Source organism: Limnochorda sp. L945t, assembly GCF_035593305.1.
GTDB lineage: Bacteria > Bacillota > Limnochordia > Limnochordales > Geochordaceae > Carboxydichorda > Carboxydichorda subterranea.
Genome location: NZ_CP141615.1, coordinates 797,807 through 821,084 on the forward strand (window position 1 = coordinate 797,807; position 23,278 = coordinate 821,084).

The 23,278-nt window shown below is 70.9% G+C and carries 23 protein-coding genes; 12 read left to right on the forward strand and 11 right to left on the reverse strand.

The window, feature by feature from the left end; translation table 11 throughout:
* Nucleotides 1-88: 88 nt before the first annotated feature.
* The 4 genes from U7230_RS03670 (at nucleotide 89) to U7230_RS03685 (ending at nucleotide 4,616) form a co-directional block, all read left to right on the forward strand.
* Nucleotides 89-1,006 carry an ABC transporter ATP-binding protein gene (locus U7230_RS03670; protein WP_324717385.1) on the forward strand — a complete coding sequence of 306 codons (918 nt, stop codon included), beginning with the start codon at nucleotides 89-91 and terminating at the stop codon, nucleotides 1,004-1,006.
* Between the two features lie 14 nt (nucleotides 1,007-1,020).
* Nucleotides 1,021-2,130: an ABC transporter permease gene (locus U7230_RS03675; protein WP_324717386.1), complete on the forward strand. Its 1,110-nt coding sequence runs from the start codon at nucleotides 1,021-1,023 to the stop codon at nucleotides 2,128-2,130.
* Nucleotides 2,131-3,118: 988 nt separating this feature from the next.
* Nucleotides 3,119-4,270 (forward strand): WD40/YVTN/BNR-like repeat-containing protein, encoded by a 1,152-nt coding sequence (locus U7230_RS03680; RefSeq protein WP_324717387.1) that lies wholly within the window; start codon nucleotides 3,119-3,121, stop codon nucleotides 4,268-4,270.
* A 1-nt stretch (nucleotide 4,271) separates the two neighbouring features.
* Nucleotides 4,272-4,616 (forward strand): ubiquitin family protein, encoded by a 345-nt coding sequence (locus tag U7230_RS03685; RefSeq protein ID WP_324717388.1) that lies wholly within the window; start codon nucleotides 4,272-4,274, stop codon nucleotides 4,614-4,616.
* Nucleotides 4,617-4,734: 118 nt separating this feature from the next.
* Here the strand turns inward: U7230_RS03685 and U7230_RS03690 are convergent, their stop codons facing one another.
* Nucleotides 4,735-5,025 carry a DUF3303 domain-containing protein gene (locus U7230_RS03690; protein WP_324717389.1) on the reverse strand — a complete coding sequence of 97 codons (291 nt, stop codon included), beginning with the start codon at nucleotides 5,023-5,025 and terminating at the stop codon, nucleotides 4,735-4,737.
* Between the two features lie 130 nt (nucleotides 5,026-5,155).
* Between U7230_RS03690 and U7230_RS03695 the strand changes: the two genes are divergently transcribed.
* Nucleotides 5,156-6,070, forward strand: coding sequence for an MBL fold metallo-hydrolase (locus tag U7230_RS03695; RefSeq protein WP_324717390.1), 915 nt, complete (start codon nucleotides 5,156-5,158; stop codon nucleotides 6,068-6,070).
* 69 nt (nucleotides 6,071-6,139) lie between these two features.
* Here U7230_RS03695 and U7230_RS03700 read toward each other — a convergent pair whose 3' ends face one another.
* From U7230_RS03700 to U7230_RS15385, 3 genes are read right to left on the reverse strand one after another with little or no spacing between them, the layout of a single operon-like run.
* Entirely contained in the window at nucleotides 6,140-6,388 is a 249-nt protein-coding gene (locus U7230_RS03700) for a thioredoxin family protein (protein WP_324717391.1), read from the reverse strand.
* A gap of 53 nt (nucleotides 6,389-6,441) precedes the next feature.
* Nucleotides 6,442-7,527, reverse strand: coding sequence for a permease (locus U7230_RS03705; RefSeq protein WP_324717392.1), 1,086 nt, complete (start codon nucleotides 7,525-7,527; stop codon nucleotides 6,442-6,444).
* On the reverse strand, nucleotides 7,524-7,901 hold the full coding sequence (locus tag U7230_RS15385; protein WP_404980554.1) for an ArsR/SmtB family transcription factor: 378 nt from the start codon (nucleotides 7,899-7,901) through the stop codon (nucleotides 7,524-7,526). Before U7230_RS15385 ends, U7230_RS03705 begins: the two co-directional genes overlap by 4 nt.
* 171 nt (nucleotides 7,902-8,072) lie before the next feature.
* Between U7230_RS15385 and U7230_RS03710 the strand changes: the two genes are divergently transcribed.
* Complete coding sequence (locus U7230_RS03710; protein ID WP_324717393.1) at nucleotides 8,073-8,690, forward strand: hypothetical protein; 618 nt, start codon at nucleotides 8,073-8,075, stop codon at nucleotides 8,688-8,690.
* Between the two features lie 88 nt (nucleotides 8,691-8,778).
* Here U7230_RS03710 and U7230_RS03715 read toward each other — a convergent pair whose 3' ends face one another.
* From U7230_RS03715 to U7230_RS03745, 7 genes are read right to left on the reverse strand one after another with little or no spacing between them, the layout of a single operon-like run.
* Nucleotides 8,779-9,867, reverse strand: coding sequence for a Gx transporter family protein (locus U7230_RS03715; RefSeq protein ID WP_324717394.1), 1,089 nt, complete (start codon nucleotides 9,865-9,867; stop codon nucleotides 8,779-8,781).
* Complete coding sequence (locus tag U7230_RS03720) at nucleotides 9,864-10,982, reverse strand: FAD:protein FMN transferase (protein WP_324717395.1); 1,119 nt, start codon at nucleotides 10,980-10,982, stop codon at nucleotides 9,864-9,866. Before U7230_RS03720 ends, U7230_RS03715 begins: the two co-directional genes overlap by 4 nt.
* A 20-nt stretch (nucleotides 10,983-11,002) precedes the next feature.
* Nucleotides 11,003-11,842 (reverse strand): RnfABCDGE type electron transport complex subunit B, encoded by an 840-nt coding sequence (locus tag U7230_RS03725; protein ID WP_324717396.1) that lies wholly within the window; start codon nucleotides 11,840-11,842, stop codon nucleotides 11,003-11,005.
* A gap of 58 nt (nucleotides 11,843-11,900) precedes the next feature.
* A complete protein-coding gene (gene rsxA / locus U7230_RS03730) occupies nucleotides 11,901-12,479 on the reverse strand; it encodes an electron transport complex subunit RsxA (protein WP_324717397.1) in 579 nt (192 codons plus the stop codon).
* Nucleotides 12,476-13,180 carry an electron transport complex subunit RsxE gene (rsxE, locus tag U7230_RS03735; RefSeq protein ID WP_324717398.1) on the reverse strand — a complete coding sequence of 235 codons (705 nt, stop codon included), beginning with the start codon at nucleotides 13,178-13,180 and terminating at the stop codon, nucleotides 12,476-12,478. Before rsxE ends, rsxA begins: the two co-directional genes overlap by 4 nt.
* A 6-nt stretch (nucleotides 13,181-13,186) precedes the next feature.
* A complete protein-coding gene (locus U7230_RS03740) occupies nucleotides 13,187-14,695 on the reverse strand; it encodes an RnfABCDGE type electron transport complex subunit D (RefSeq protein WP_324717399.1) in 1,509 nt (502 codons plus the stop codon).
* Nucleotides 14,692-16,179 carry a 4Fe-4S dicluster domain-containing protein gene (locus U7230_RS03745; RefSeq protein ID WP_324717400.1) on the reverse strand — a complete coding sequence of 496 codons (1,488 nt, stop codon included), beginning with the start codon at nucleotides 16,177-16,179 and terminating at the stop codon, nucleotides 14,692-14,694. The genes U7230_RS03740 and U7230_RS03745 overlap by 4 nt, the downstream gene beginning before the upstream one ends.
* 287 nt (nucleotides 16,180-16,466) lie before the next feature.
* Here U7230_RS03745 and U7230_RS03750 point away from each other — a divergent pair, with 287 nt between their 5' ends.
* From U7230_RS03750 to U7230_RS03775, 6 genes are all read left to right on the forward strand, one after another.
* Nucleotides 16,467-17,444 (forward strand): MBL fold metallo-hydrolase, encoded by a 978-nt coding sequence (locus tag U7230_RS03750; protein WP_324717401.1) that lies wholly within the window; start codon nucleotides 16,467-16,469, stop codon nucleotides 17,442-17,444.
* Nucleotides 17,445-17,613: 169 nt separating this feature from the next.
* On the forward strand, nucleotides 17,614-18,996 hold the full coding sequence (locus tag U7230_RS03755; protein WP_404980627.1) for an FAD-linked oxidase C-terminal domain-containing protein: 1,383 nt from the start codon (nucleotides 17,614-17,616) through the stop codon (nucleotides 18,994-18,996).
* A 15-nt stretch (nucleotides 18,997-19,011) separates the two neighbouring features.
* Complete coding sequence (locus U7230_RS03760) at nucleotides 19,012-20,190, forward strand: FAD-binding oxidoreductase (protein WP_324717403.1); 1,179 nt, start codon at nucleotides 19,012-19,014, stop codon at nucleotides 20,188-20,190.
* A 15-nt stretch (nucleotides 20,191-20,205) separates the two neighbouring features.
* Nucleotides 20,206-21,492 carry a glycolate oxidase subunit GlcF gene (gene glcF, locus U7230_RS03765; RefSeq protein WP_324717404.1) on the forward strand — a complete coding sequence of 429 codons (1,287 nt, stop codon included), beginning with the start codon at nucleotides 20,206-20,208 and terminating at the stop codon, nucleotides 21,490-21,492.
* Nucleotides 21,489-22,295, forward strand: coding sequence for a hydroxypyruvate isomerase (gene hyi, locus U7230_RS03770; RefSeq protein WP_324717405.1), 807 nt, complete (start codon nucleotides 21,489-21,491; stop codon nucleotides 22,293-22,295). Before glcF ends, hyi begins: the two co-directional genes overlap by 4 nt.
* 18 nt (nucleotides 22,296-22,313) lie before the next feature.
* Nucleotides 22,314-23,258, forward strand: coding sequence for a 2-hydroxy-3-oxopropionate reductase (locus U7230_RS03775; RefSeq protein WP_324717406.1), 945 nt, complete (start codon nucleotides 22,314-22,316; stop codon nucleotides 23,256-23,258).
* Nucleotides 23,259-23,278: the final 20 nt, after the last annotated feature.

The following is a 23,278-nucleotide window of genomic DNA, read 5'->3' on the forward strand; positions in this document are numbered from 1 at the left end:
CCGGAATGATTGGCAACGAGTGGAAACGACGGATCAGCTACGGCTGGCTGCGGGCGAGTGGCGAGCCTCGAGGAAAAGGTGGTGCGAGATGGCCGCTATCGTGGTGGAAGGGCTCGTCAAGCGGTATCAGGATCTGGTGGCCGTCGACGGCGCCAGCTTCATGGTCGAGGAGGGGGAGATCTTCGCGCTACTCGGGCCCAACGGCGCTGGCAAGACCACGACGCTCGAAATCCTGGAGGGCCTGCGCACGGCGGACGCGGGGAGGGTGGAGGTGGCGGGCGTCGACGTGCGTCGCCACCCGCGGCAGGTGAAGGCGCGTATCGGGGTCCAATTGCAGGACGCCGGGTTCTTCAACTTGCTCACCGTGCAGGAGACGGTGGGCCTGTTTGCCAGCTTCCATCCCCATCCCCGCCCGGTGGAGAGCGTGCTCGAAGAGCTGAGCCTCCAGGAAAAGCGCCGGGCTCTGGTGCGGGATCTGTCGGGAGGGCAGCGCCAGCGACTCTCCATCGCGTGCGCCCTGGTGGGCGACCCGCAGATCCTCTTCCTCGATGAACCGACCACGGGCCTCGACCCACAGGCCCGGCGGGCGCTGTGGGAGGTGATCCGGGAGATCCGCAACCGGGGGCGTACGGTGGTGCTCACCACCCACTACATGGAAGAGGCCGAGGCGCTGTGCGATCGGGTGGCCATCATGGATCACGGGCGGTTGCTGGCCGCCGGCACTCCCGATGAACTCATCGGCCGGTTCGTGCCGGAAGACCGCATTCACATCGCCCTCGAGCCGCGGGCGGGCAGCGCCGCCGTCGAGTCGCTGCCGGGCGTCAGCCGCGTGGAGAAGGGCGAGAACGGGACGGTGGTTCTGGTCACCCGGCAGGCCTCGCTCGTGCTGCAACACCTGGTCTCGATTGCATCGGACGGCCAGCTGGACCTGGGCAGCCTCCGGGTCGACCGGGGCACTCTGGAGGACGTTTTCCTGCAGCTCACCGGGCGCAGGTTGCGGGATTGAAGGGCGGGCGTACCATGCGAGGCTTTCTTGCGGTCGCAGCCATGAGCTTCCGGGTGTGGTGGCGGGACCGGTCGTCCGCTTTCTGGGGCGTGATCCTGCCTCTCATGTTGATGGGACTCCTCGGTAGCGCGTTCGGGCGGCCCGAGTCGATGACCTTCACGGTGGCGTTCGTCGGGCCGGCGGCCCCGGGGGCGGGCAATGTTCCAGGTTCGCTGGAACCGGTCATCCGGCAGGCGCTGGGCGCCGTTCCGGTCCTCAAAGTCGTGGATGAACCCCGGGCGCAGGCCCTGGCTGCCCTGCGCAAGGGCAACCGGACCCTGGTGGTGGAGGTAGCCCCGGCGACGCCGGATGGGACGGCGGGCGCTGGGCGGCTTCTCAGGGTCGACCTCTACTTCGACGAGGCGCACGAGCAGACGGGGCAGGCCGCCATGGCGGTGGTACAGGAGGTGCTGCGGCGGATCGAGCAGGCCATGACCGGTGCTCCCCGGCTCTTTTCCGTGTCGACGCACTCGGTGTCGGGGCGGCAGTTTCGCATGTTCGACTTCCTGCTGCCGGGTGTCATGGCCATGAGCATCATGCAGACGGGGCTCATGGGCGTGAGCTGGTCCATCGCCGACTACCGGGAGCGAAGAGTCCTCAAACGGGTACTGGCCACCCCCTTTCACCCCATGGGATTCCTGGGAGGGTTGTTGACCCGGTTCACGCTGGTGACGCTGCTGCAGTCTGCGCTCATCTTCGCCGTCGGCGTGTACGGGTTCGGGGCGAAGGTCGTCGGGAGCGTATGGCTGCTCTTCTTGCTGGCCGCCCTGGGGTCCATGGCGTTCTTGTCCGTGGGTCTGGCCATCTCCACGCTGGCCCCCACCGCGGAGTCGGCCAACATCCTCGGAAGCCTGCTCAACTTCCCCATGATGTTCCTCTCGGGCACCTTCTGGCCGAAGGACATCATGCCGGCGTTCATGCAGCCCATCGTGGGAGTACTGCCGCTCACGCCGCTGATCGACAGCATGCGGGCGGTCGCCACGGAGGGGGCGAGCCTGGCCCCGTATGCAGGAGGGCTTGCCTACCTGGCGGCGTGGGGAGCGGTAGCTCTCGCCATGGCCGCCTGGCGGTTCCGGTGGGAGTGACAGGCCCGTCGAGCCGCTGGCTGAGCCGTCGCAGCCCGGGCGCCAGGCTCACGTCGCCCACGACCTGATACGACGCGGCCGCCGCCGCCAGGTACCCGTCGGCCGTCTGCACCACCGCCGCCGCCACCCAGCGGCCGGCCGGCACCTCGAGCTCCGCCCAGGCGCTCCCTTCCTGCTGCGTGGGGCCGGCCACCTCCATCTCCGTCGCCGACCCTGGGCCGCCCCACGGCCCCCAGTACAGGCGCACGGACCGCACGGGGCGGTCGCTCCGAAAGCCCAGGATGACCCAAACCGAGCCGGCCGGCACCGGCTTGTCCTGGGCCGGCTGCAAGAAGCGGATCTGGACACTTCCCGGCGGCGCCAGCCGTACCTTCCCCTTGGGGTCGGTGGGTTCGATGGCCGCACTGACGCGCCCGTCGGTGCCGCGGACGACCAAGCGGGTGGAGGGCACGAAGTCGAGCAGCGCTACCAGGGCGACGTCGCCCGGCGGCGGGCTGGCGGCGAAAGAGGGCGTAGCGGCCACCGGGCTCAGGACCAACAGGATGCCGGCGCAGCACCCCAGCACCGGTACTCCTCCCGGGTTGCGCCCCAACTTGCCAGGCATGGTCCAACCTCCGTCACGCAGCTCAGACGTCGAAACGTCTCGGACGGGCAGGGACCTTCGGCGCCTTCGTCGCCGACCCTTCAGCGAGAGCAGAGCCTTGCAGGACGGGCTTCGGGCGACCATGGTCCTCGGCGACCTGGTCGAGCCGGGACGCCTTGCGGGGCGGTCGTGGACGGGTCACGCAGGAGACTTCGCATTGCCGTCGTAGTGCAAACCGGGCCGGACGAACGTTCCAAGGGAAGTGCCGGGGGGATGCGCCCGTGCCCAATGACCGGAGCGCCGAGCAGCAGCGCCGGGCGTCCGAGCACCGGCAGGCCGTGGAGACAGTGAAGCGAGCTACCGGCGCCTTCGGATACCCTTGGTTTGAAGAAGGGGGGCTCCGGCGTGGCCCAGATTCGGCTCCTGGTGGGCACCAGCAAGGGAGGTTTTCTCTTCACTTCGGACGCGTCCCGGCGGCGATGGGACGTAGCCGGGCCGCTGTTCGAGGGGTGGGAGGTGTACCATCTCTACGCCTTGCCAGGCGACCCCGACCGCCTGTGGGCGTCGTTGTGGACGCCCTGGTACGGCAACGTGATCCAGACGAGCGGGGACGGGGGCCGGACGTGGCAGGTGGCGGGAGGCGAGTTCCGGCTGGAGCCCCCCATTGCCGCGTACAAGAGCCTGGGCGGCGCCACGCAGCCGTGGCAGTTCCGCCGGGTCTGGCGGTTTGCCTCGCCACCTTCCGCAAGCGGGGACGGGAACGCTCCCACGGGAGGCCCGGGGGTGCTCTTCGCAGGCGCTGAAGATGCGGCGCTGTTTCGTTCCGAGGATGGCGGCCGGACGTGGCGTGAGCTCGCGGCCCTGCGCCACCACCCGACCCACGAGGCCTGGGAGCCAGGCGCCGGCGGCCTTTGCCTGCATACGCTCGGCTTCGACCCTACCCGTCCTGGCCGGATGTTGGTCGCCATCTCGGCGGCCGGGGTCTTCCGGTCGGACGATGGAGGTGCGACCTGGAGACCGGCCAACCGGGGCCTTTACGCCTCGCATACCGCCGATTCGCAACCCGAGGCGGGCTACTGCGTGCACTCACTGGTGCTGCACCCGGCCCGCCCGGAGGTCGTCTACATCCAGGCTCACTCCGGCGTCTACCGGAGCGACGACGCCGGGGAGAGCTGGCGTAACGTCTCCGAGGGTCTGCCGTCTCCCTTCGGATTTCCGATTGCCGTGCACGCTCATGACCCGGACACCGTCTACGTGGTACCCATGAAAGACGACGAGCGGCATTTCCCGGTCGACGGAGCGCTTCGAGTGTGGCGCAGCCGGGATGGCGGCGGCACGTGGGAGCCGCTCTCGGACGGGCTGCCCGGCCGGCATTTCTACGGCAACGTGCTGCGTGGCGCGATGGCAGTGGACACGCTGTATCCTTGCGGCCTCTACTTCGGCACGACGACCGGGGAGGTCTACGCCAGCGCCGACGAAGGCGACTCGTGGGAGGCCGTCGCGCTGCACCTGCCTCGCATCCTTTCGGTCGAGGCGCACACCGTGGGGGCGCAATGAGGTGGACCCACTGCCCGGCAAGATCCGGGTCATCCTCCCGGGACACCTGTGCCGCCTGGCCGGGCTTCAGGGGCGCGTGGTCGAGGTCCCCGTCTCGGAGCTCACCCCCGGCGTCCCGGAGCCTACCCTCGGGACCGTGCTCGAAGAGCTCGAGCGGGCCCACCCGGCGCTGCGCGGCACCCTCATGGAGATTCGCGCCGGAGCCCCGGCCCGGCTGCGGCCCTACCTGCGGGCCTTCGCCGCCTCGATAGACCTCACACCGGCAGGTCTCGACGCCACCCTTCCCCCTGAGGTTGGCTTGGGAGAGGAGCCCCTGCGGGTCGTTGGGGCCATCGCCGGGGGGTAGGCGGGACAACGGCGCGGAGAGGCCGGGAAGGGATCGGGAGCGGCCAACCGAACCCGACGGCATAACGTCGTTCGGGTCCTTCGAGGATCCGGAGGACCGGCGGATGGCACTCGGCCCGTCAGCAGCCCTGGCGGCTCACCACGGTTTCGCAGCGGGAGGCGGGCCACACCTCGACACTGCCGGCCTGGGCGAACGGCTGCATGAACGCCTCGACCTTCTCCCGCCCGTCCGCCTCGACGATGAGGTAAAGGGTATGCTGCCCGTCGACCACCCCTTCTCCATGGAGCGTGATGCCGTGCTGCCGGGCATTCGCTTCGCTCAGGTGGCGCAGGAGCATCATCCCCATCCGCGGATCCCTGGCGGGGCAACTCTCGGGCGGGTGCTGGTGACGCACGACGAAGAGGGCCATGGAACCCACCTCCGTGAACATGGTGCCGACAGTATGCCGACAGTATAATCGGTCCCAACGCGGCGCGGCAAAGGCACGACGCTCCGGCCCGTGCGGACGGAAGACAGGGCAGGTGGAAGGTGAGGCGGGCATGAAGGTAGAGATCTTGGGGAGCGGCGGGGCTTTCCGGACGCCCAGGCCCGGGTGCAGCTGCTCCGTGTGCACCCAGGCGAGAGAGCGCGGGGTCCCTTACGCCCGCAGCGGCCCGGGGATCTTCGTCCACGGGCCCGGCGTGCTCATCGACACGTCGGAAGACATCTACATGCAGCTCGACCGAGCCCGGCTGCCGGCCATACGCGCCGGGCTCTACTCCCACTGGCACCCCGACCACACGATGGGCCGGCGGGTGTGGGAAACCCTCAACGCGGACCAGCGACGTTTACCGACGCGGCACCGGCGCACAGACGTGTACGTGCCCCAGGGGGTGCTCGAGGACTTCCGCCGCTTCGGGCTGATGGGGCACTTCGAATTCCTGGCGGAGCGATGGATCAACCTGCACGCCATGGATCCCTGGCGCCCCTACGACGTGAACGGCTACGCCATCGTGGCCGTGCCGCTTGCCATGGAGCGTACCTACGCCTTCCTGATCGAAGGCCCGCTCGAGGTCGCCGTGCCTGGCCCGGCGAGGCAGACCGGACGGCTTTTCGTGGCCATGGACGAGCTCCACGGGTGGAGGCCCCCCGAGGCCGTCCGGGGAGTCGACCTGGCGGTGCTGCCGGCGGGCATCTTCGACGTCGACCCGTTCACGGGAGAGCGCAACATGGCGCCCGAGCACCCGCTCCTGAAGGAGGAAGCCACGTTCGACGAGGTGCTCGCTTGCGCCCGGGCGCTCGGGGCGGGAAAGGTCGTCCTCAGCCACATCGAGGAGCCCGACGGCTTGAGCTATGACGCCCTGCGGCGGCTGGAGGAGAGGGAGGACGTACGGGCGCTGTCGATCACGTTCGCCTACGATACCCGGGTGATCGAGGTTGCCCGGGGGAGCGCCCCAGCGCTGTCCGGGCAGTGACGGCGTCACGGGCCCTGGCACCACCCGTTCCGGCAGCGGCAAGCCTGCAGCGGCCTGCGCGAGCGCCGGCTAGCGCGCCAGTTTGCGCTGCACGAACCCTCTGGCCTGCTCCTCAGTGGGGACGTGGCCGGCCGAGACGAGCTCGCCGTCGATGACCACTGCCGGTGTGAACATCACCCGGCGCCGCCGGATCTCCAGCGGGTCGGTCACGTGCAGTACCTCGGCCTGAATGCCGAGTCCGGCGAGCGCCTGCCGCACCACCTGTTCGGTTGCTTTGCACTTGGGGCACCCGGTGCCCAGGATCTCCACGCGCATCATCCCATGCTCCCTTCGACGTCAAGGCCGGGTCTGCCCGGCCGCGCCTTTGCGCGTCAAAACAGCCAGTTACCCGCCGCCCACGCCCAGGCGGTCGCCAGGGCGACCGTGACCGCCACGTACACGGTCGCCTTCCTTGCCCCGAAGACTCGGCCGATGGTCAGCATGCTCGGTAGGCTGAGCCCCGGCCCGGCGAGCAGAAGCCCGAGCGCCGGCCCTTTACCCATGCCGAGCTCCATGAGCCGCGCCACGAACGGCGCCTCGGTCATCGTGGCAAAGTAGCTCACGGCCCCGATGAGCGTGGCGGCGAACGACGCCCCCAATCCCGACCCGCCCAGCCAGCGCTGCACCCACTCCGGCGGAAGCAGGGCCGCGATGACGCCCACGGCAAAGACGCCGGCGAGCAAGGTGGGCACGATCAAGCGCACGAACCACCACGTCTCGTGCAGCCACGCGCTCCATCGCTCTCGCTCCAGGCGCCACCGAGCCCATGCGAAGGCCGCGCTCATGGGGACCGCCCAGACGGACACCTTTACCCAGTACGGCCCCGTCCGAACCAGGTAGTTAGGAGCCAGGAGGCTGATAGCCAGCAGCGCCATGAGCACGATGCCGGCCCGGTCCGCAAAGGCGCCTAGGCCCGGGGCGGGCGCGGACTCGCCGGGCGGGTCGAGGGTGGCAGCCGGCTCCGTCCCCGCCGCCCGAGCGGCCTCCGAGCGCCAGAAGGCCCAGGTCATCACGAACCCTACCACGAGAGCGGTGGACATCGCGGCCACCAGCCGGACGACCGCCATCGAACCCCCGAGCACGGAAGCCGTGTAGGAGAGCGCCAGGACGTTGGCGGCCGGCGCCACCCATAGCACGATGAACGCCGCCCCGATCCCGGCGCCACCGTAGTAGAGCCCGCTTGCCACGGGAATGACGGTGCACGAGCAAGCCGCGACGAAGACGCTGCCGATGGCGGAAGCCACGAACGAGCGCAGGCGATGGGTGGCGCTGCCCAGGTAGGCGGCAATCGCCTCTTTCGACACCAGGCTCACCATCGCGCCGGCCAGCAGGAAGGCCGGCACGAGGCACGTGAGCACGTGCAGCGCGACGTACTCCTCGAGCGCTCGCAGCCCGGCGAGGAGGAGTTGCCCGATCATCCAAGGTCATCTCCTTGCGTGGTGAGCCAACCTGCCGCAGCACCCGCCGCGCACCGCGGGCACCGGCACGAAGTGGGACCCGGCGGTGTCGGGGGCACAGGCTGCAGCCCTACGGCATCGAGAAGGGCCGGGACGCGGGGGTTGGCCAGCCGGTAGAGCACGTAAAGCCCGTCGCGGCGGGCCTTGACGATCCCGGCCCGCCGGAGCACCGCAAGATGCTGGGAGACCGCCGCCTGGCGCAGGCCCAGCGTGGCCGTCAGGTGGCAAACGCACGCCTCACTCCTGGCCAGCTCCAGGACGATGCGAAGGCGGTCTTGGTGACCGAGAGCCCGTAGCAGCCGGGCCGCTTTCCGCGGCGAAGAGCTATTCAACATTGCGAATATACGATATAGCTTTTCGATGGGCCTCGGCCAGGGCAAGGTGTCCCGGTCATCGGTCCCTTGGAGCCCCCCCGCTCATGCCCGGGCGGCCTGCCAGATGGACCGGAGGTCCTGGCGCAACGAGCCGCGCCCCCCGATACCGTGGCAACGAAGGGGGCGACGCAGTTGGCGCCAATGGGTGTCTACAGCTCGCGCTGTGAGGAGTGCATCGACTCGCAGGTCCTGCCCACGCTGGAGCGCCGCGGGGTGGCCGGTCCACCGGGCCCCCCGGGGCCATCCGGGCCACCCGGTCCTCCTGCCGACGTGTTCGACCCGGCGACGCTGTCCCGGGTCGAAGGCCGTGCGTTCGCGGCCACGTCCGGCCCGCTGCCGGGTAACCCCAACCAGGTGGCACAAATCGTCCTGGTCAACCCGCCGGGCTCGCCGGTCGTCCTGCAGCTGGTCGAGTGGTCGTTGCTGGCGAGCACGCAGTTCTTCGGCGGCGAGGGGCGCTTGCGGCTGTTGACGGGGGTCGATCCTTCCGGCGTGCCGTCCATCCCGGTCGTCTCCACCAACACGGCAGTGCCGAGAGCATCGCAGACGTCGGCTCATGCGGGCGTTGTCGACGCGCTTGCCACGGGGACGAAGCTACTGGACACGGACGTGCTGGGAGGAATCCTCTACCAACCCCAGGTCCCTTCCGTCTGGGTGGTGGCTCCGGGCACCAACCTCGCCTTCACTTACGAGACGGACGGCACCTTCGTCGCGTACTTCGTCGCGATATGGGTCGAGGTCCCCGTCTGAGCCGGACTGCTGCGTGTGGAGGTAACCCGTCGTGGTATCCCCGGCGTTTGCCACAGCAAGCCGGCCCTGGCGACGGGGGACAGGCCCCTCACCGGGTGATGGCGTCGACGCCTTGCTCTAGGTCCGGCCAGGCCGGGGAGGCGCCCGCTCGTCGCTCGATCGCCACGACGGCCCGGCCCGGTACGCAGACGATGACCTGGCCGGGCCGGTCGATCCACCCGGTGTGAACGCAGACCTGATGCGGGCAGGTGGAGGACTTCACCCGGATCCGCCCGTCGCGCACTTCCAGGACCAGCTCGACGGATCCGCTTCGGAGGGCCCACTGCCCGTCGCGATCGAGGGGCACCCTCAAGGTAAGACGGCCTGCACCCTGCTTCCCATGGCCTTCGTCGCCGGCCAGCTGCACCACGGCCGCGAGGTCATGGGGGCTCGAGGCGCCCCCTGCCGGCCCGGTCACGGCTCCCGGCAGCCTTCCTGCCCCTGCCGCCACGAGGACCGTCAAAGCCGTGCACGCCAGCCCTGACAGGGCGAGTCCCACCCATCCCGCCGCAGCCGGCGTCCCGGCCGGCCGTTGGCCCGAGGCCCGCTGCCACGCGCCTGTCTGCAGGCAGCGGCGGGCCAACTCCCCGGTGACCAGTCCAGCCAGCCCTCCCAGCGGGACCAGGGGACCGGCCAGCGCGCCGACTCCGGGGTGGCTCACGAGGTAGCGGGCGGCCAGCAGTTGTCCCAGGTTGTGCGCGACCCCTCCCAGCACGCTGGTGACCACCAGCCGGGGAAGGCGTCCGCGAGCCCACGACAGCGCAAGGGTCATGACGGCGAGGCTGGCCAGCGCGCCTGCGCCGGCCAGCCAGAACCCCGGTGCCCCCAGCTTGCCGGTCAGGGCCGAGCTGAGCAGCACGCGGACGAGTGCGAACCGGGCGGCAGCCCCTGGCCCCCACTGCCACAAGACCAGCAAGCCCACGGCGTTGGCCAGGCCGAGCCTGGCCCCGGGCACGGGAAGGACGATCACCGCCGACTCGATCACGTGCAGGGCCAGCGCCATCCCCAACAGCATAGCCTCGGTGGTGAGCCGCCGGATCCGGGCGTCGATCCCGGCATGGACCCCCTCCAGCGCCGCGCTCGCCACGGGCGTGGGCGGAAAGGCCGGAGCCGCCGGCGCCTGGCCGTTACCCGTCATCGTGGCACCTGCCCGATCCGGCGCACGCGCATGGACGGATCGACCAGGATGGCGCTCGTCCCCGGCCATTGCCGCAACAAGCGCTCTCCCTGCTCCGGCCCGACGATGGCGAGGGCCGTCGAAAGGGCGTCGGCCACGGCGGCCGAAGTGGGGTGGAAGACCGTGACGGAGATCGCCCGGCGGGATGGCTGCCCGGTGCGGGCGTCGATCAGGTGCGTGTAGCGCACACCCTCGAATTCGAAGTAACGCTCGTAATCTCCGGACGTAGCCGCCGCTCCGTCCTGGAGCGTGACCGTATCCAGCAGCTTGCCGCTCTGGCGCGGGTGCTGGATACCGAGCCGCCAGGGCTTGCCGTCTCCCGGACGCCGGCCGAGCGCCCGTACCTCCCCGCCGACGTCCACCAACGCGCTCGAAAGGCCGGCTTTCTCGAGGACTTCGATGGCCCGGTCGGCCGCATACCCCTGAGCCACGGCGCCCAGGTCGAGAGCCATCCCCGGCTGCTCGAGATAGATCGACCAGCTGGTACCTTCGTGGCGTACACAGACCTGCCGGAAATCGACCAGACCCACGGCCTGGGCCAGCTCCTGCGCCTTCGGAGGGTGCCGTGGCGGATCCCGGTCGTAGCTCGCCCCGAACCCCCAGAGATCGACGACCGGAGCCACGGTCGGATCGAAGGCGCCCTCCGTCTGTTGGGCGACGGTGAGAGCCAGGCGAGTCAGCCGCCCGACCTCTTCGGGTACCTCTACGGCATGGCGCCCCGCCCCTTTGGCCACTCGCGCCAGGGGGCCGTCCGGATCGAACCGGTCGAATAGGGCGTCCAGGCGCTCGACCTCCGCCATGGCGGCATCCACCGCCGCTCGAGCGCCAGGCCCTGCCGCCGTGACCTGCACGAAGCTTCCCATGGCGAAGCCGGCACGGCGCACCACGGAGGTGTCCGAAGGCGCCGTGGAGTCCGGGGCGCTCCCGGGCAGCGGTGAGCCGGCGCCGCCGGGGGCCCTCCCGCTCCACGGCATCCCCCTCGTCGCGAGCGCCGCGCCTGCCATTGCCAGGGCCAAAGCCGCCACGGCACCCGCCTCGAGCCACCGGCTCCCGGAGCGTGTAGCCGCCTGCCTCACGGGGTCACCCCCGCCCCCGTTCACGCCGGGCCGCTACCTACCCGCACCGGCTCGACCCGAGCGGGCGCCGGCGTGATCACGATGCAGTGGGTCGGGCACTTCTCGGCGCACTTGCCGCACCCGTCGCACCGGGCCGGATCGATGGAGGCCAGGTTGTCGAGGACGGTGATGGCCTCGCGGTCGCACGCCCGCTGGCAGATCAGGCACCCGATGCACCCTGACCGGCACACCTGGCGCACCTGTTTGCCGGGGAGGGTCGAGAGACACCTCACGTAGGAGGCGCCGGCGTCCATGACCTGGATGACGCCCCGGGGGCAAACCAGTTCGCACAGCCCGCAGCCGGTGCAGCGCTGCTCGTCCACCACCGGGAGCCCGTCGGGCCCGATCGCGAGCGCTCCAAACGGGCAGGCCTCCACGCAGCTCCCGAGACCGAGGCAGCCGTCCGGGCACCCCTTCGGGCCTCCGGCCACCAAATCGGCCGCCCGGCAGTCCATGACCCCGTCGTAGCGTGCCCGCTGTACGGCGCTGTGGCAGTCACCTCCGCAGAGCACCCTGGCGATCCGCCGGGCAGTGTGGCCCACGGACCGCCCGAGGATGGCCGCCAGCTTCTGGACCGTGGAGTCGCCACCAGCCCGGCACCCTTCCACGGGAGCCCCGCCCGCTATCAAGGCCCTGGCAAAGCCGCTGCACCCGGAGAAACCGCACGCCCCGCAATTGGCGCCGGGCAGGCTCTCCGTCACCTGGGCGATCCGGGGATCCTCCTCGACCCGCAGGAAGCGCCCCGCGATCACCAGCCCGATGCCGAAGAGCAGCCCCAGGCTCCCCAGGAGGCCCACCGCGGCCAGAATCCCCTGTACCATGTGCCAAGCCCCTGCCTTTCCAGGCTCGCGCTTGCGGCTCGGAGCGCCGCTCGTGCCGTCAAATGGGCACCATCCCGGAGAACCCCATGAACGCCAACGACAGCAGCCCCGCGATGGTGAGCGCCAGAGCCGTGCCCTCGAACGCCTTGGGCACCCGGGTGTAGGCGAGCTCTTCCCGGATGCCCGCCATCAGCACCAGCGCCAGCGTAAAGCCAAGCCCCGTCCCCACTCCGAAGACGGCGGTCTCGGCCAGGTCGTACGCCTTGTTGGAGGCCATGAGCGCCAGCCCCAGCACGGCGCAGTTGGTGGTGATGAGCGCCAGGTAGATGCCGAACGCCTCGTACAGGGCCTGGTTGGCCTTGCGGATCACCATCTCGACGAACTGCACGAAGACGGCGATCACCAGGATGAAGGCGAGGGTCCTCAGGTAGCTCAGTTGCATCGGCACCAGCACCGCGCGATCGACGATCCACGTCACCACCCCGGCTCCTACCAGGACGAAGGTGGTAGCCAGTCCCATGCTCACGGCCGTCTTCATCTGGCGGCTCGTACCGAGGAACGGGCAGGTGCCGAGGAAGCGCACCAGCACGATGTTGTTGACCAGCGCCGAACTGATCAGCAGCAACAGCAGCTTCACCGGACCCCTCCTCCCATCCCGGCCGCCTCGGCGACTCTGGCTCCCGCCATCCCGGCGGCCTTACGGGCTTGCGCTCGCTCCTGTGCGACCCGCACGGCGGCGTTGAGGCCCGCCACGACGGCTCCCAGCGTCAGGAAAGCTCCCGGAGGCAGCGAGAAGAGCCCGAGCGGCGTAAACCAGTCGCCCAGCAACTGCCAGCCGAAGATGGTGCCTCTCGCCAGCAGCTCCCGCAGGGCGGCGATGAGCGTCAAGCCCCATATCTCACCCAGGCCCATGCCCAGCGCGTCCGCCGCGGAGCGCATCACGCCGTGCTTGGAGGCGAAGGCCTCGGCGCGGGCGAGGATGATGCAGTTGACCACGATGAGCGGGACGAAGATGCCCAGCGCGTCGTGGACCGCCGGGAGCAACCCGGCCAGGGTCATGTCGGTGACGGTCACGGCCGTGGCGATGATCACCACGAAGACCGGGATGCGGACGTTGTCGGGGATCACCCGGTGCATGGCCGAGACGATCACGCCGGTGATCAGCAGCACCGCGGTCACGGCCAGGCCCATGATCAGGCCGTTGATGGCCGCCGTCGTAATGGCGAGCACGGGGCACATGCCGATGAGCATGCGAAGCGGCGGGTTTTCGGCCCAGATGCCCCGGGCCACGTCGCCGGCCAGGGTCTTGATCAGCCCGCCCCGGCTGTCGTCGGCCACCTCCGCTCACCGCCCCTCCGTGGCGGCCCGTACCGCCTCGATGGCTTGCACCACGATGTCGCACACGGCTACCGACGAGACCGTGGCCCCGGAGATCCCGTCCACGTCCTCACCCGGCATGAAAGCGTCGTCCAGGGGCTTCCCGGCGAACTGCCCCAAGAAGCCCTCTTCCTCGATGCGCGAGCCCAGTCCCGGCGTCTCGCTCTGCTGCAAGACCCGCACACCGAGCAACTCCTTGACCTCGGGGTCGATGCCGACGGCCAGCCGGATCACGTCGTGGTACCCCTGCCCCTCGGTGAACACCCCGTAGCCCACCCGGTTGCCCTGCGCATCCAGAGCCTCGAAAACCCGGGCGCCGTCGGTCTGCGACAGCCGGTTGAAGGTGACCGCCTCGGGAATCAGCGTCTTGAGGCCGAGCTCGATCTCCCGCCTTTGTTGCTGGCTGGCGATCAGAGGAGCCGTAGCGTGGTAGAAGCTCGCCAGCAAGACCCCCGCTGCCGACGTGACCAGCACCAGCACCAGGACGGCCTGGAGCTCGCCGCGCCATCTCGTGCCGTGGACCGCCTGCAATGACTTCGCCTCCCGGACGACACGCCAGTGGCGCCGGCGCAACGCGACCGACGCCCGGTTGAGCAGTGGCGTCAAAGCGTTCATCACCAGTACGGCAAAGGCTGCTCCCTCGAGGAACGACCCCTGCAGCCGCAGCAACACCGTCAGCGCCCCGGCGCCCAGTCCGAACACGAACCGCCCTTCGGCGGCGACCGGCGTCGTGGGCGGGTCGTGGACGAAGAAAGCCACCGTCAGGGGCGCCAGGCCCACGAGCCAGTGGTAAGCCGGGTGCCACCCCATGCTCACGGCCAGAAGCCCGCTGCCCACGAAAAAACCGGCCGGTGCCTGCCAGCGCCCCGCGCCCCAGCCCATCACCAGAACGCCGGCCACCAGCACCGCCAGGGGAGAGGCCGCTGCAAGGGGGCCGGGACCGGCGTGCCAGAGCAGGGGCAGGTAATCGGGAATCACCTTGCCTGCCTTGGCGACGGCCATGAGCGCCGGCCTGGACGCGGTGCCGCCGGACAGCGCGGCCGCGAAGCTCCCCAGCAAGAAGACGTGCCCGACCAGGGCCGGGTTGAACAGGTTGTGTCCCAGGCCGCCGAACACGTACTTGCCCAGCGCGATGGCAGCGGCCGCACCGAGGAGCGCCATCCAGGTCGGTGCGGTCGGGGGAAGGGTGAGCGCGAGCAAGAGCCCCGTGACCAGGGCGCTGCCGTCGGCGAGGGTAGCGAGCGCCTTGCGGCGCAGCAACCACTCGCACGCTGCCTCGACCGCGGCGGCGCCGGCCATGCCGGCCGCCATCAGCCGTACGGCATCCAGCCCGTAGACGGCGACGGCGGCGGCGCCCGGTATGGCGGCCGCCAGCAGCGTCAGGCGCACCAGGGTCGTGACCGGCTCCGCCACGTGAACGTGGGGTGCCGGCTGGACCCACAGCATGGGATGCGTGACCGTCTCCTGCCCTTTCACGATCGGGTCGCCACCTTTTCGGCCGCCCGCTCGGCCGGACGCCTCCGGGGAGCGGAGGGGCGGCCCTTGGCCAGCGTGATCCACTGCAGGAGCGGCCGGCGGGCCGGGCAAACGGCAGCGCACGCAGCGCACTCGACACAGGCACGAGCGCCCAGGTCCCGGGCCTCGGCCATCTGGCCGGCGCCCGCCGCCCGGGCGATGTACAATGGGAGCAGGCCCACCGGGCAGACCTCCACGCACCGGCCGCATCGGATACAGGCCGCTTCCGGGTGGAGGCGCTCGAGATGGCGCTCCTGCAGGAGGGCCAGGGCGGGAAGCGACGCGGTGACCGGAAGGCTGAGGTCGGGGATGGCCTCGCCTCGCAGGGGCCCACCCGCCAGCGCCATGGCGACGGCGGGCGCGGGCGGCACCTGGCCGTCGGCCCCCGGTGCAGCCGGCGTGCGAGTGTCCGGCTTCGGGGCCATCGCCCATGCGGCGACGACCTCCAAAGCGAGCCCGATGGGCACGTAGAAAGCCCGTACGGGCCCTCTCGGACCCGTGGCCACGGCCAGAAGCCTGTGGGTCACGGGAAAGCCATCCTGCAACGCGTGCCCGGCGGCCACCGCGGTACCCGCCGACTCCACGACGAAGGGGGCCGCCCCTAGCCCGGAAAGCCGCATGGCCCGGGCGGCCAGCAGGACCGGTACCTCCCGCCAGTCGAGCTCTCTAAGGGTGACCAGCCGGATGGCGGCCGGTCGGGAGGTATCACCGGCGCCCCTGGCGGATGCCTGGCGGCGCAGCGCCTCTTCCACCGCGGGCCGGGCAGGGGAGGAGGAGAGGACGGCGACGACGGCGCCGGCGGCGCCCAGGGCTCTCACCAGCGCCCTCGTCCCCAATACGAGGGCGTCCGGCTCCGCAGCGGCCTCCAGGGCCTCGCTCGGGATCGCCGGCTCCGGCCCTACGGCGTTGATCACCAGCGTGGCGCCGCCGGCTCCCCGGCGCAGCAGCGCCGGGAGGCTTGCAGCGAGTTGGAGTGAGCCGTCACCCGGGTGCGCCGCGGTCAACCTGCCGGTCAGCCCGGCCTGGAGCAAGTAACGCGCCAGCTCCTGGCGCGGCCACGACTCCGGGTGAGCACAATCCCACGGCCGCTCCAGGGGGGCTGCCCACTCGTCGAGCCCGTCCGACTCTACGGTCACCGCATGCAGGACGCCTGCCGGCGTGCAAAGCGGGCCGACGTCCACGACCTTGCCCGATACCGGGCTGTGCACCGGGACGCCTGCCCGGGCCGCCTGGGCACCCTCCTCCGGCGCGGTTGGCCCATCGTCCGGGGCATCGGGCTCCAGGAGGACCTGGCCTGCCGCGACCCGATCCCCCTTGCGTACGACCGGGTAGGCTCCAGGGTGGGGGCCGCGGCCGGGACCCCAGGGAGCGGTCAGGGTGAACCGTATGCCCGGGGTCGTCGCCAGGGGACGGCTCCCGGCCGGTCGCAGGGCCTCATCGTTCATGCTCGCCCGACTCCTTCGTGGCGGGAGGATCGAGAAGGGAAAGGGTAGTCTTAGTGAAGACATTCACGAGCTTTCGCAAAAAACGAGGCACGCACCCCTGCCCTTCCCGGCCAGCGCCTCCCGGTGCCGGCCGCCGGTTCATGACCGGCAAGCCCCGTGCCCGTTTCAGTCTGGCATAGGGGTGGGTCACAATCAAGAGGACTTGGCAGGACCGAATGTCCCATCTCGGAATAGTGGGACCAAACGACCGGTCGAAACCGCACAAGAGGGGGGCGCGATTTTCCGCCATGCAACAGGGGGGCTTGCGGCGCGTCTTCGCCGTGGCCGACGGCGTCGACGGCATCGATCTGGAGTTCCAGGGGCGGCAACGGGCCATCGCCAGCTTCGTGCTGCGGGGCGAGGGCGGCCGGTTCGCCTTGATCGAGGTGGGCCCGGAGAGCACGCTTGGCGGGCTCGAGCGCGGTCTACAGGAGGCAGGGCTGCACCTGGACGGCCTCGAGGGGGTTTTCGTCACTCACATTCATCTGGATCACGCCGGAGCGGCCGGTGCGCTCGCGCAGAAGGCGCGCTGCCCGGTGTGGGTGCACGAGATCGGGGCGCCCCACCTGGCCGACCCGGCCCGGCTGTGGGAGAGCGCGGGGAGGGTGTTCGGCCACGACCACATGCAGGCGCTTTGGGGCGGCATCACGCCGATCGACCGGGAGTTGCTGCGCCCCATCGGGGAGTACGCCCGCATCGACATCCTCGGGCACCGGCTGGAGGCGTACCACACCCCGGGGCACGCCTCGCACCACGTCGTCTACTTGCTGGATGGGGAGACGCTGTTCACGGGAGACGCGGCGGGGGTGCGGGTTCCCGAGGTGCCGCTCGTGCGGGCGCCGGCGATGCCCCCGGAGCTCCACGTGGAGCAGTGGAGCCGGACCATCGACCGGATGGAGGGGCTGCGACCCCGCAGGCTGGTGCTGACGCACTTCGGCCCTTACGAGCAGGACGTCGCGTGGCACCTGGGACAGGTCCGCGAAAGCCTGCGCACCGGCGCCGACCGCGTCCTGGAGCAGTCGCGGCGAGGGGCGGCGGTAGAGGCGATGACCGAAGGGCTGCTGGAGCTCGAAAGAGAGCGCCTGGCCACCCGAGGAGTGAAAAGCGCGGCTCATGCGGCCATCCTCGAGCACTACGACGTGATCGTTCCGACGCCCCTCATGGTCAACGGGTACCTGCGCTACTGGCGCAAGTTCCATCCCGAGCTCGCCGCCACTCCTTCGTGACCTGAAGGAGCGCATAGCGCAGTGCAGGGGTCGGGCCGTCGCCTCGCGACCCGGTGGAGGTAGGCGCCGGCCGAGAGCGAACCTTCGGGCCACACCCGCCTGGGTGACGGGGGAGGGAGCGCCCGTGGGCATCGTCGAACGGCTGCGGCGTATCTACGGCCCGGAACGGATGGTCAGTGACCCGGCGGCCCTGCGGGTCTACGAGACCGACGGCCTCGCCTCGGAGCGCCAGATGCCGCTCACCGTGGTCTTTCCTCGCGAGGCCGACGAGGTGGTGGCCACCGTGCGGGCCTGCTTCGAGGATGAGGTTGCGTTCGTCGCGCGTGGGAGCGGTACCAGCTTGAGCGGAGGGTCGGTGCCGCCTCCCGGTGGTGTGGTGATCGCCCTCAACCGCATGAACCGCATTCTCCGGCTCGACCCCGACGAGCAGCGGGCCGTGGTGGAGCCGGGGGTCGTCAACGCCCATCTGAGCCAGGCGGCCGCCCCCTACGGCCTCTACTACGCCCCCGACCCCTCGAGCCAGGTCATCTGCACCCTGGGGGGCAACGTGGCCTTCAACTCCGGGGGCGCCCACTGCCTGAAGTACGGCATGACCTCCAACCACGTGCTGGGCCTCCGGGTGGTGCTCCCCGACGGCACGGTCGAGCGCCTCGGCGGGAGCAGCCTGGAGGTGCCCGGGCCGGACCTGGTGGGGCTTTTCGTGGGGTCGGAAGGGCTGATGGGGGTCGCCGTCGAGATCACGGTGCGCCTGTTGCCCAAACCCGAGGCAGTGCGGACCCTGCTTGCCGCTTACGGGAGCCTGCAGCAGGCGGGCGAGGCCGTGGCGGCCGTGGTGGAGAGCGGGCTTCTGCCGGCCGCGATGGAGATCATGGACCGCCTCGCCATCGAAGCGGCGGAAGCGGCCGTGCACGCCAACTACCCGAAAGGCGCCGGAGCGCTGCTCATCGTCGAGCTGGACGGCCCCCGGGACGAGGTCGAGTCGGACTTCGTGCGGCTTCACGAGCTCATCCGGCGCTCGGGGGCGACCGAGGTGCGCGTGGCTTCCGACGACGCCGAGCGCCTGAAGATCTGGAAGGGCAGGAAAGGCGCCTTTTCCGCGGTCGGCAGGCTCAGCCCGGCCTACCTGGTGCAAGACGGGGTGGTGCCCCGCACCCGCCTCGGGGAGGCCCTGTGCGAGATCGAGCAGCTGGCCGCCGCGGCGGGGTTGCGCGTGGCCAACGTCTTTCACGCCGGCGACGGCAACCTGCACCCCCTGATCCTGTACGACGGGCGCAGGCACGGCGAGCGGGAGCGGGCCGAGGAGCTGGCGGCGGCCATCCTGCGGGTCTGCATCCGCCAGGGAGGCTCCATCACCGGCGAGCACGGGGTCGGCCTGGAGAAGCGGCAGTTCCTCGGCGAGATGTTCGCCGAGGACGACCTGCGCGCCATGGCCCGCCTGCGCAGGGAGATGGATCCTCTGGGGATCGCCAACCGCGGCAAGATGTTTCCGCCCGGCTTCGAGGAGGCCGGCGAGGCGGGACGGGCGCTGCTGCCATCCGCGGCCGCAGGCTGAGGGGTGGGACGGGCAATGGCGGTCGAAGAGGTGCAAGGTGCGGACGTCCTGGCGCCGGCCGATCCCGGCGAGGCAGCAGAGGCGGTCAAGGCCAGCCGGGTGGTGGTGCCCCGTGGAGGCGGCACGAAGTGGGGGCTCGTCGCGGCCAGGATGGCCAGCGTCGCCGGTACCCAGGGCGGGGTGCGGATCGTCGACACGACTCGCCTGGCCGGCATCCTCCAATACGACCCGGCGGAGTACACGGTGACGGTGCTCGCGGGCACCCGGTTGGACGATCTCGGGCAAGTGCTCCGGCGTGCCGGGCAATACCTGCCCTTCGACCCGCCGTTGGCCGGCAGGGGCGCAACTGCCGGAGGGGCCGTCGCCTCGGGTCTGAGTGGCCCGGGGCGACTGCTCCGCGGGGGTGTTCGCGACTTCGTACTGGGCATCCGGTTCGTCGACGGCGAGGGGCGGCTGGTACGAGCCGGCGGCAAGGTCGTCAAGAACGCGGCCGGCTTCGACTTGCCGAAGCTCTTCTGCGGCAGCCTGGGAGAGCTGGGCGTGCTCGTCGAGGTGACGTTCAAGGTGCTGCCGGCCCCGCCATCCTCCGGCACCGCCCGGTTCGGATTCGACCGGCTGCCCGACGCGGCGGCGGCCTTGCGGAGGCTGTTGCGCACCCCGCTCGAGCCGGATGCGGTCGACCTGGTCGAGCGCCGGGCGCTGCAGGCCGCAAGCGGGCCGGAGGTTGCCGGAGACGACCCGTGGTCGCTGTGGGTGCGGGTGAGCGGCGAGGAAGCGCACGTCGCCGCCCGGCTCGATCGGGTGGAGGACGTGGTGGGGGCACCGGGCGCGCGGCTGCACGGCCCGCCCGAGCAGGCCCTGTGGGACGGCTTGCGGGACCTGGACTGGGCCTCCCGCGCTCCGGCCGTGCTCCGGCTGCACACGACCCCGGGGCGGATCGAACGGCTCGACGAAGCCTTGCAGCGTCTCGGCGCCCTCCGCCACTACAGCGTCGCGGGCCACGTGGCGTGGGCGGCCGTGGAGTCCGTGCCGGCGCGCTCCCTGGTGGTCTCCGAGCTCGCCGGGCTGGCGGACGCGGCTCTGGCCCTGCGGGGCGCACAGGGCTCTCCGCACGTGCTGATGCCGGGGGAGGGCTTCGCCCGCAGGGTCAAGCGGGCGCTGGATCCGGCGGGGCGCTTCGGCGGGAACGGGTAAGGGGGAGGAGTGCCGGTGCAGCATCGAATCGATGGGGCTCGCCTGGGGCCGTACGGCCCGGCCATGGCCGCGGCGATCGAGGCGTGCGTGCACTGCGGCTTTTGCCTGCCGGCCTGCCCCACCTATCAGGAACTGGGCGAGGAGATGGACTCTCCCCGAGGCCGTATCTACCTCATCAAAGAGGCGCTGGAAGGGCGCCTGAGCGTCGACGGAGCGGCCGGCCAGCACGTGGATCGATGCCTGGGCTGCCTGGCCTGCGTGGAGGCTTGCCCGTCGGGCGTGCGCTACGACCTGCTCCTGGTGGGCTTCCGGGAGTGGCAAGAGACGCGGCGCAAGCGTTCCGCCCTGTCGAGGTGGTGGCGGCGGGGCCTGCTGTCGGTCCTGCCCTACCCGCGCCGCTTGCGGGCCGCGGTGGCGCTGGGACGGGCGGCCGGGGGGATGAGGCGGTGGCTCCCCCGGCGGCTGCGGGCGATGATCGATCGCATCCCGCCGGAGCCGGTGCGGGCTGCCGGGGTACCCCCGGCCATCCCGACCCGAGGTCCGCGGCGCGCCCGGGTGGCGTTGTTGCGGGGCTGCGTGGAATCGGTGCTGGCTCCCGGGATCCTGGAAGCGGCCGTGCGGGTGCTGACCGCCAACGGGGTCGAGGCAGTCGTCCCCGAGGGGCAGGGGTGCTGCGGCGCCCTCGCCCTGCACGCCGGGGCCGCCGCTCAGGCCCGGGCGCTGGCGAGGCGCAACCTCCGGGCGTTGCGCCCTGAAGAGGTGGACGCCATCGTCACGACCGCGGCCGGGTGTGGTTCGGCGATGAAGGAGTACCCGGCGCTCTTTGCCGGGCGACCCGAGCAGGACAGGGCTCGAGCCTTCTCGGCGAAGGTGCGGGACATTTCGGAGTTTCTCGACGCGATGGGCATCACGCCGCCGAGCGCTGCCGGGCGCCCGGGGCGCGTCGCGTATCACGATGCCTGCCACCTCGGCCACGGGCAGGGAGTACGGGATGCGCCGAGAAGGCTCCTTTCACGGATGCCCGGGGTGGAGCTCGTGGAGATCCCCGACGGCGATACGTGCTGCGGATCTGCGGGCATCTATCACCTGGAGCACCCGGAGCTGGCGCGCCGGTTGCAGGAGCGCAAGGTGGAGGCCATCTTGCGGACGGGGGCCGGCACCGTCGTGGCGGGCAACATCGGGTGTATCGTGCAGATTCGGGAGGGGCTGGCCCGCCGGGGGGCCGGGCGCGTGAGAGTGCAGCACACGGTGGAGTTGCTCGATCGGGCCTATGCCCGGCCTGAAGGAGGAGGCGGCGGATGATCCGCTGGGTGTGCAACGTGACCATGCTGTTCACGGAGGTGCCGTTCCTCGAGCGGTTCGAGCGGGCGGCCAGGGCAGGGTTTCGCTACGTGGAGTTCCTGTTCCCCTACGGACAGGATGTCGATGCCATCGCAAGGGAGCTCGAGAAACACCATCTGGAGCAGGTGCTGTTCAACCTGCCGGCAGGGCGGTGGGAGAGCGGAGAACGGGGGATTGCGGCGGACCCGAGCCGCCGGGAGGAGTTCGCCGAGGGGGTGCGCCAGGCGGTGGCCATCGCCCAGAGGCTCGGGGTGCGCCGCCTCAACTGCCTGGCCGGCCGGTTGTTGCCGGGGGTGCCTTACGCCGACCAGCACGCCTGCCTGGTGGACAACCTGCGCCGGGCGGCCGACCATCTCGCCCGGCACGGGATCACGCTCTTGGTCGAGCCGCTCAACGACCGGGACGTGCCGGGCTTCTTGTTGACCTCGACCCGCCAGGCCGTGGCCCTGCTCGACGAGGTCGGGCGATCCAACGTCAAGGTGCAGTACGATGCCTACCACATGCAGATCATGGAGGGCAACCTCACGCAGACGCTCAAGGCTTACCTGCCCCGCATCGGCCACGTGCAGATCGCCGACGTGCCGGGGCGTCACCAGCCGGGCACCGGGGAGATTCGCTACCCGTTCGTGCTGCAGGCGCTCGACGAGGCCGGGTACGACGGGTGGGTCAGCCTCGAGTACGTGCCGCAGGGGAGCACGGAGGAGTCGCTGCGGCAGGCGGCCGAGGCCGGCCTTGCCGCGCTGGGCTTACCGCACGAGGGTTAGCGAGGAGGCGCTGCCGTCATGCCGTCTACGTCGTCCCTACCGCCCGTCGCTCCGGGTCGCACGACCGTAGGGTTCATCGGGCTGGGCATCATGGGCCGGCCCATGGCCCGCCACGTGCTCCAGGCCGGCTACCGGCTGCGGGTGCACAACCGTAGCCGCACCACCGTCGAGAGCCTGGTGGCCGAGGGCGCCGTGGAGGCCCGCTCGCCCGAGGAGGTGGCCCGGGAGGCCGACGTGGTCATCACCATGCTGCCGGACTCGCCGGACGTGCAGCAGGTCGTGCTCGGCCCCCACGGGGTCGTCGAAGGCCTGCGGCCGGGGCGCATCCTCATCGACATGAGCACGATCTCGCCCATGGTGACCCGGGAGATCGCCTCCCGGCTCGAGGAGCGGGGTTGCTTCATGCTGGACGCGCCCGTGAGCGGCGGGGAGAAGGGGGCCATCGAGGCGACGCTCTCCATCATGGTCGGCGGCCCCGCCGAGGTCTTCGAAGCATGCCGGCCGCTGCTCGAGGTCATGGGCAAGTCGATCGTCTACATGGGCCCGGCGGGAGCCGGGCAGGTCACCAAGGCGTGCAACCAGATCGTCGTGGCGGTCACCATCCAGGCGGTGAGCGAGGCGCTCACCCTGGCCCGCAAAGCGGGCGTCGACCCGGCGAAGGTGCGGCAGGCCCTCCTGGGCGGGTTTGCTCAGAGCCGGATCCTGGAGATCCACGGCCAGAGGATCCTGGAGCGCAACTTCCGGCCGGGCTTCAAGGTGAGGCTCCACCACAAGGACCTCGGGATTGCCCTCGCCACGGGCCGGGCCGCAGGGGTGTCGCTGCCCGCCACGGCCATGGTCAACGAGCTGCTGGGCGCCCTGGAGGCAAAGGGCCAGGGCGAGGCGGATCACTCGGCCCTGGCCACGCTGGTGGAAAGCCTCGCGGGCGTCACGGAAGCGGGCGCTGTGCAAGGCCAGGACTGACGGCCGGCCGAGAGCTCCGG